Genomic DNA, 7,500 nt, shown 5'->3' with positions numbered 1-7,500 from the left:
CCCGAATCGATGGAGCTTATGGGGGATAAGATCAACTCCCGAATCAAGATGGAGGCTTCGGGAGTTCCGGTTGTTCCGGGTTACAACGGACAAGATCAAAATCCTAACGTTCTTCAAAAGGAAGCCGAAAGAATCGGATATCCTCTGATGATTAAGGCAACCGCGGGAGGAGGGGGAAAAGGAATGAAACGGGTCTATGGACCGGAAGAATTTCTCACCTCTCTCGAATCGGCTCAAAGGGAAGCGCAAAAGGCTTTCGGAGACGGCACCGTATTTCTGGAAAAATACATAGAGACGCCTAGGCATATCGAAGTGCAGGTTTTCGGGGATAAACACGGAAACGTTATGCATCTTTTCGAACGGGAATGTTCGATCCAAAGAAGACATCAAAAGGTGATCGAAGAATCTCCGGCTCCGAACTTGCCCTCCGCAATGCGGGATGAAATCTGCCAAGTGGCTGTCAAAGCGGCGCAGTCTATCGGTTATGTGGGGGCTGGAACCGTAGAGTTCATTTTGGGAAAAGACGGAAAGTTTTATTTCTTGGAGATGAACACAAGACTTCAGGTGGAACATCCTGTGACCGAATACATCACGGGCCAAGATCTTGTGGAATGGCAGATTCGAGTGGCGGAAGGGAAAAAACTTTCCGAACTTACCGGCGGAAAAACGATCGCTCAGAACGGACACGCAATCGAAGCGCGTATTTACGCGGAAGATCCGGAAAATAACTTCTTACCTTCCACAGGTATATTAGAATATATTGAATTTCCAAATCGAGACTTTTTACGGGTGGATACGGGAGTGGAAACGGGTTCGGAAATCACGGTGTATTACGACCCGATGATTGCAAAGATGATTTCTTGGGGAAAGAATAGAGAAGAATGCGTGACTCGCCTGAAAGAATCCATCGATTCCACGGTGATTTTTGGGCCGGTAACGAATACGTTTTTTCTTTCCGGAATTCTTTCCCATGAGGAATTTGAAAAAGGACATATTCATACGCATTTTCTGGAAGAACAAACAATTCTTTTCGCTCCCGAAAGAGAAGCGCAAGCCGATGCGTTTTCTTTTGCGGCAGCCGCACTTTCCGAAAAGAAAAGATCCCGGGGAATTTGGGAAGCGGTTGGTCCGGGAGGCTTTTGGTGATCGAAGAAAATTTTCGATTTAGACACGGGGAAGAAGAAATTCCGGTTCGAGTTCGATCGAATTCTCTCGGAGGCGACACTTCCGTATCGATTGTGTTAAACGGAATCGTTCGCGATTTTCGGATCTCCAGAAATTTTCAAAGCGAAGGCAACGGACTTTTTTCCGATCCCGGAAATCACTTGAAAATCCTCAGGAAAGGAAATCGGATTTTTATTCACTACAAGGGTTGGAACACGAAGATCGTTTTGTCCAATCGCGAAATCCATCTGGAAGAGGGGAGCGGCGGTCTGATCAAAAGTCCGATGCCCGGAAAAGTGATCCGCGTTTTAGTAACACCCGGAGCTTCCGTTCAAAAAGGAACGGTTCTTGCGATCGTCGAAGCGATGAAGATGGAAAACAACATTCTTTCACCGGGCGAAGGAACGGTGGAAGAAGTTTTAACGGGCGAAGGTTCGATGGTTTCCCAAGACGACGTGATCTTGAAGTTGAATCTCGGTTGAGTAAGAAAATATATTCTTCTTTTTAAATATAATAGATCGTGAAAATTCTTATTCGAAGCATTTTTCTTTTGTCTATCGTATCGGTTTCCTGCTTGGGAACGGCGAGGGCCAAGGAAGAAGGTTTCGTTCGAAACGAACTCTCCTTCGAAGAAGCGAAAGAATTCTTTGCCGCAAACCCTGAATTTATTTCCAACGGTTTTGATTTTCCGGTCGGAGCGCCGAACGCAAAAGGCTATTACGATCTCCAACCCTTTGGAAAGAATTTTCATCTCGGTGAGGATTGGAACGCGATCGGACGAAACGATTACGGCGATCTCGTGTATGCTGTTTCCAACGGAATCGTAAAGTTCGCGGGGGACGAGGGACCGGGTTGGGGAAACGTTCTCATTCTCACGCATCGTCTTCCGGACGGAAGACGGATCAATTCCTTGTATGCGCATCTTTCCAAGATGCACGTTATCAAAGGCGACAAGATCAGAAAAGGAAAGAAGATCGGAAAGATCGGGGACGCGAATCGCCGTTACGGACCTCATCTTCATTTTGAAATGAGAGAAGACTTCTTTCTTCCCACCGGATCGGGTTACGGTAAGAATCAACAAGGTTATCTCAATCCGAAAGAGTTCATTCGCGGCCATCGAAAACTAAAAAATAATAAAAGCCTGGTTCGTGGCGATAACCGATAAAACCCAACGACTTAAAGAAATGCGAATCTTTGATTCAAAATTCATAAATTGATTTGCCCGCTTCCCCACGAATTCACGTTATTTGTCATTGTTTATTTCCCGGACTCTTGAAAAAGTTTCGTTGTAAAACCTGATCGTTGTCATTTTCTCTTCTTTTCTAGGACGCTATACCCAACTCATTCGAAAATAAATTTGCTCGGATATCATATCAAATGTTATGGATAAAAGAAATTACGTCCGAGATTTCGAAGCGTATTTCCGGATTCTTTGAAAAATCCAATTGACAGTATATGCCTGAACCGTTTCCGTTTGGTTCTGAAATAAAGAAGCGAGAAATTCATGAAAAAATTTCTGAAAATCGTAGGTGTTGCGACGAGTTTGTTTTTTCTAACGGTAGGAGCGGCGTATGGACAAGAGGATTGTTCGAAATTGGCTTTTATGGAAGATGTTGCCAGAAAACCAAGGACAGATTTACCCTTTCAGATTTCGGAAATGAGACGTTTAAGGCCGGAAGATATCTGTAAAAAGAAAGAAGGTTGGTTTCCCACCGGTCTTCCTCTTTTAAACTCCGATCCAAATGTGGGTGTGGGATACGGAGTTCGTGTATTTTTAATCAACAACGGAAAAAAGACGGATCCGTTTTTTGAATATACGCCTTATCGTTTTCGAATGTTTGCTCAGTATTTTAATACGACCAAGAACAGACAGTATCAGGACATCAGTTTCGACGCTCCTTATATTTTTGATACCAAGTGGAGACTTCGAGGGGATTTGATTTACGATACGAATCCGAACACTTTGTACTACGGAATCGGAGAAAGATCGCTGCAAAATCTTTCCTATCAAGAGCGAAATCAGCCCGGTGGAGAAATCGCAAGAAACGCTACCTATCACGATCGAGAAAAGAATATTTATTTTACGAGGCCCGGAGGTCCCGGAGATCCGGTCGATTTTCAGGGAACCAATTACTCCGGTTTTCCTACGAACGACGCGTTTCGAGTTACCGATCGAATGTATAACCGTTACGATATCCGCTCCCCACAACTCAATCTCAGCGGGGAACATATCTTCTTCGGGGGATTGGTTCGAATGGTTGCGGGACTTAGGGTTTCCCAAAATATCGTCAAGACTTTCGACGGTCAGTTTGTGAAAAGTAGGGACCCATTGACGGAAGGAACTCCTTTTAGCAATTCGGGTATGGCTCCGAATGGAAAAACGAAAGTTATCGAGGACGCCGAAGCGGGAAAAATTATCGGGGCCAACGGGGGGAACGTAAACTCGGTGCGATTCGGGTTGGTTTTGGATACCCGGGATTTGGAACCAGATCCGAATCGAGGAGTATTTTTAGAAGCGACTTATGAAAAAATCGCTAAATCTTTCGGATCCGATTTTCAATATTCCAAGTATTTTACTCAGATTAAATTATTCTACAGTCCGTTTCCGAAAGTCTTTGATAAACTAGTGATTGCCGGTCGAGGAGCGTTTGGTTTGACGGAGGGAGAAGCGCCTTTTTTCGAGTATAGAAATCTTTGGTCTACGGAAGGAGGAATTACCGGAATCGGAGGCCTAAGGACTTTACGCGGTTATAAGCAGGATCGTTTTACCGGGAAGGCGATGGGATGGGGAAACATTGAACTACGTTGGAAATTTTTCGATTTTAACATAGCCGGACAACATTTCGCTTTAAATTTGGTGCCTTTTGTGGACTTCGGTCGGGTGTGGGACGATGAACATAATGTGGGGCTAAAAGATTATAAATATTCCCGAGGTTTAGGATTTAGAATCGCTTGGAATCAGAGTACGATTTTGATGTTGGACTACGCCGTTTCCAAGGAAGACAAACAGATATTTATGAATTTTAACCACATTTTTTGAGGAAGTCATGGAAAAATATAAAAATATTATAATATTCATTATCGCACTATTTCTTTATACAAACTGCGAGGAAAAACCGGACGATACGACTCTGGGATTTATCAACGAAGACACAAAAGTTTTACTTGCGGGAATGTTGATTTTCAACTCTTATTCGGCGGATGTGGCTTCCGGAACGATTACGGATTTCACGAGCGGACTTATGTGGAAAATTTGCACACAGGGTCAGATTCTTAGAGTTGGGCAAAACGGCCAGTACGATTGTGAAGGGATCAACGATGCTTCTACGATCCTCGGAAGATACGGAGCCTCTCTTTTTCAGTATTGTTCCCTCAATTTAAACGACTGTAATACGATTTCCCTACCGCCGGTTTTAGTCGGACAAACGCCCGGATTTTCAGGAATGAGTGAAGCTTATAATTCTTGTGGTCAGGATCGTACCGGACAACATTCCGATTGGAGGCTTCCCACCTTTCCGGAGTTAAAGGTTCTTACTAGTTCTGGAAGTTTGAATGCGTTTCTCATAAAATTTCCAAACACGGTGGAAGACTATTACTGGACTTCTTGGGCACAGGAAGGAACGGTGGATATGGCTCGTGCCGTAAATTTTGAAGCTACTCATTTTGGGGAAAATACCTTTTTCACGAAAACGAGCCGATACTTCGTTCGCTGTGTCAGAAATTTTCCTTAATAAGTCCGAATTTACATAAAGCCGCGGTTTTCCTTCTTCACACTTTTGTGGAAAGATATTTCGTATCACGTGTGATTTGTGGTTCGGGGAAAGGAATTAGAGAGTCGGAAATGGTTTTTCCGATTGGTTTCTTCCCGCAATTTAAGAAAGAAATTAGGCAAAACTTTGGCAAATGGGAACGATGAGAGAATTTTGAGAGCTACTTCCCGCAATATGAGAAAAATTTTATGTACGATTTGAAAACATCGATTTCTACGATGACACTTCGTAAGATTTTGATTCCGAAAGATGAAAATAAGAATCCGATTTTTAAGTCACAAACTTTTTTCGTTTCTCTTTTTTACAGAAGAAGGAAATGGAATTTTAGAAAATTTCGTAAATCCGCTCTTTCGATTCTGATCTCTTTCGGATGCGTATTCGTTCCTTACTTAAAAATTTTCGCCCAAGAAAATTTTACAGGCTGTGATAAACCTGAAGCGAGAAAGGATCTTCCTTTTCCGATCGATCGGGTCAAACAGATGTGTAAAAAGGATTTAGACAACAAAAAAGAAGGTTGGTATTCTACCGGGCTTCCATTGGTCAATTCCGATCCGAATGAGGGGATTGGCTACGGAGCTAGAGTTTACGGATACAACAATGGAAAAAAAAGCGATCCATTTTTCGAATATACCCCATATCGGCTTCGTTTTTTCGCCCAATATTTTAATACGACAAAGAATGCGCAGTATCATCAGCTCAGTTTGGATATGCCCTACGTAGCAAACACTCGTTGGAGACTTCGCACCGACGCACTTCTTACGATTACTCCGACTACTTTGTATTTCGGAGTGGGAGAATCTACTTTAAAACCTCTCGCGTACCAGGAACGAAATCAACCCGGAGGAACCCGGGTCACAAACGCGGAGTACAATTCTCAAGAATCCGCGTTTCTATATCAGAGACCCGGAGGTCCCATCGATCCCATAGAACTCGGGGGAAGAGTTTATTCCGGAATTCCGACGGGCGAGGGTTTTAAGGTGACCGATCGTATGTATAATCGTTATACGATCCAAACTCCTCAGTTGAACTTCAGTTCGGAAAGATCCTTTTTACACGGAACCTTGAGGCTTGTGACCGGTTTTCGTTTTTCGAATAACATCGTAAAGGCGAACGACGGAAAGTTTGTAAAATCGGTCGATCCGATTTTTGACGGAACCTCTCTCAGCAATTCGGGAAAGGTTCCGAACGCAAAGACAAGACTTACGGAAGATGCGGAGGCTGGGAAGATTCTGGGCTATCATGGAGGATTTGTGAATACTGCCAAGATCGGCCTCGTCTATGATACAAGGGATTTCGAGCCGGATCCGAATTCGGGAGTTTTTTTAGAGGCAACTTACGAAAAAGCCTCCAAAGTGATCGCTTCCGATTTTGATTTTCAGAAATATTTCGGACATGCAAAATTCTTTTATAGTCCTTTTCCGAAAACATTTGAAAAATTGGTTCTTGCGTCCCGGTTCGGTTTCGGAGTTTCGGACGGAGACGTGCCGTTTTTTGAATATAGAAATCTTTGGGGAACGGAAAATACGGTCACGGGACTCGGAGGCCTAAGAACGCTTCGGGGTTATAAGCAGGATCGATTCGTAGGACGTGCGATGGGGTTCGGGACTGTGGAAGTTCGCTGGAAATTCTACGATTTTTCGGTCGGCGGAGAATACTTCTCGTTAAATGTAGTTCCGTTCTGGGATTTTGGCCGGGTATGGAACGACGAACATAAGGCTAGTTTGTTGAATTACAAATATTCTCAAGGTTTAGGTCTTAGAATCGCTTGGAATCAGGCAACGATCATCATGATCGACTACGCGGTTTCCAGAGAGGATAAACAACTTTTCGTCAATTTCAATCACGCATTCTAAAAGTGAAATATTCTAATAATTTAAAATATTTTTCCCCCTAAAATCGGATCTTATCGTTAAGGATTTCCGTGTCGATACGGGAAGGGTTTCTGTTTTCCGGATAGTCTGTGGAAAAATGAAGCCCTCTGCTTTCTTTTCTGGACAACGCGGACCGAATGATGAGTTTCGCTACGATCACCAAATTTCTTAGTTCGATTAAAGGATTGGTGATAATTGTTCTGTTGTAATAATCCTTTACTTCGTCGTAAATCAGATCCATTCTACGTTTAGCGCGTTCTAAACGTAAATTGGAACGGACGATTCCCACGTAGTTGCTCATCGTATTTTTAATTTCGTTTAAATCGTGAGAAATCAAAACCCATTCTTCCGTATTGACCATTCCTTCCTTGTTCCAAGAAGGGATTTCGTCGTGTGCCTTTGTGAAGTCAGGCTTTCCCCTTGCGATTCTTTTGGCGATTCGATTGGAGAAAACAAGACACTCCAAGAGGCTATTGGATGCAAGGCGATTTCCTCCGTGAACTCCCGTGCATGCGGTTTCACCCGCAGTAGAAAGATTCGGAATCGTTGTTCTTCCTTCTAAATCGGAGGACACACCGCCGCAAAGAAAATGTGCGACCGGAACGACCGGTATTCGATCCGTGGTGATGTCGATTCCTAGCTCTTTACACTTCTCGTAAATGGAAGGAAAGGATTCTTTGATCTGAGAGGAGGAA

General features: G+C 43.5%; 7 protein-coding genes (2 of these 7 only partly in view). 6 read left to right on the top strand and 1 reads right to left on the bottom strand.

Annotation, left to right across the window (positions count from 1 at the left end; all coding sequences use genetic code 11):
• The 6 genes from FHG67_RS14265 to omp85 (FHG67_RS14240) form a co-directional block, all read left to right on the top strand.
• A protein-coding gene (locus FHG67_RS14265; protein ID WP_004498698.1) for an acetyl-CoA carboxylase biotin carboxylase subunit crosses the window boundary here: on the top strand, positions 1 to 1,146 show its 3' portion. It extends 318 nt beyond the left edge of the window; 1,146 of the gene's 1,464 nt are visible here — the last part of the coding sequence; its start codon lies beyond the left edge, outside the window; it ends in the stop codon at positions 1,144 to 1,146.
• Positions 1,143 to 1,646, top strand: a complete 504-nt coding sequence (locus FHG67_RS14260) for an acyl-CoA carboxylase biotin carboxyl carrier protein subunit (protein ID WP_004494854.1) — start codon at positions 1,143 to 1,145, stop codon at positions 1,644 to 1,646. The genes FHG67_RS14265 and FHG67_RS14260 overlap by 4 nt, the downstream gene beginning before the upstream one ends.
• Positions 1,647 to 1,714: 68 nt before the next feature.
• On the top strand, positions 1,715 to 2,329 hold the full coding sequence (locus FHG67_RS14255) for a M23 family metallopeptidase (protein WP_004494800.1): 615 nt from the start codon (positions 1,715 to 1,717) through the stop codon (positions 2,327 to 2,329).
• A 339-nt stretch (positions 2,330 to 2,668) separates the two neighbouring features.
• Entirely contained in the window at positions 2,669 to 4,204 is a 1,536-nt protein-coding gene (gene omp85, locus FHG67_RS14250; protein ID WP_004498718.1) for an Omp85 family outer membrane protein, read from the top strand.
• A 7-nt stretch (positions 4,205 to 4,211) separates the two neighbouring features.
• Complete coding sequence (gene lsa25, locus FHG67_RS14245; protein WP_004498748.1) at positions 4,212 to 4,895, top strand: surface adhesin Lsa25; 684 nt, start codon at positions 4,212 to 4,214, stop codon at positions 4,893 to 4,895.
• Positions 4,896 to 5,152: 257 nt separating this feature from the next.
• Positions 5,153 to 6,787 (top strand): Omp85 family outer membrane protein, encoded by a 1,635-nt coding sequence (gene omp85, locus FHG67_RS14240; protein WP_026054340.1) that lies wholly within the window; start codon positions 5,153 to 5,155, stop codon positions 6,785 to 6,787.
• 37 nt (positions 6,788 to 6,824) lie between these two features.
• Here the strand turns inward: omp85 (FHG67_RS14240) and nadB are convergent, their stop codons facing one another.
• Positions 6,825 to 7,500, bottom strand: partial view of an L-aspartate oxidase gene (nadB, locus tag FHG67_RS14235; protein ID WP_004498719.1) — the final stretch only. Its footprint extends 923 nt past the window's final position; the window shows 676 of its 1,599 coding nt (coding positions 924-1,599); its start codon lies beyond the right edge, outside the window; it ends in the stop codon at positions 6,825 to 6,827.

The sequence above is a fragment of the Leptospira weilii genome (assembly GCF_006874765.1).
GTDB lineage: Bacteria > Spirochaetota > Leptospiria > Leptospirales > Leptospiraceae > Leptospira > Leptospira weilii.
Note: the sequence above shows the minus strand (reverse complement) of the source record. Positions and strands in the feature narration are given on the sequence as shown.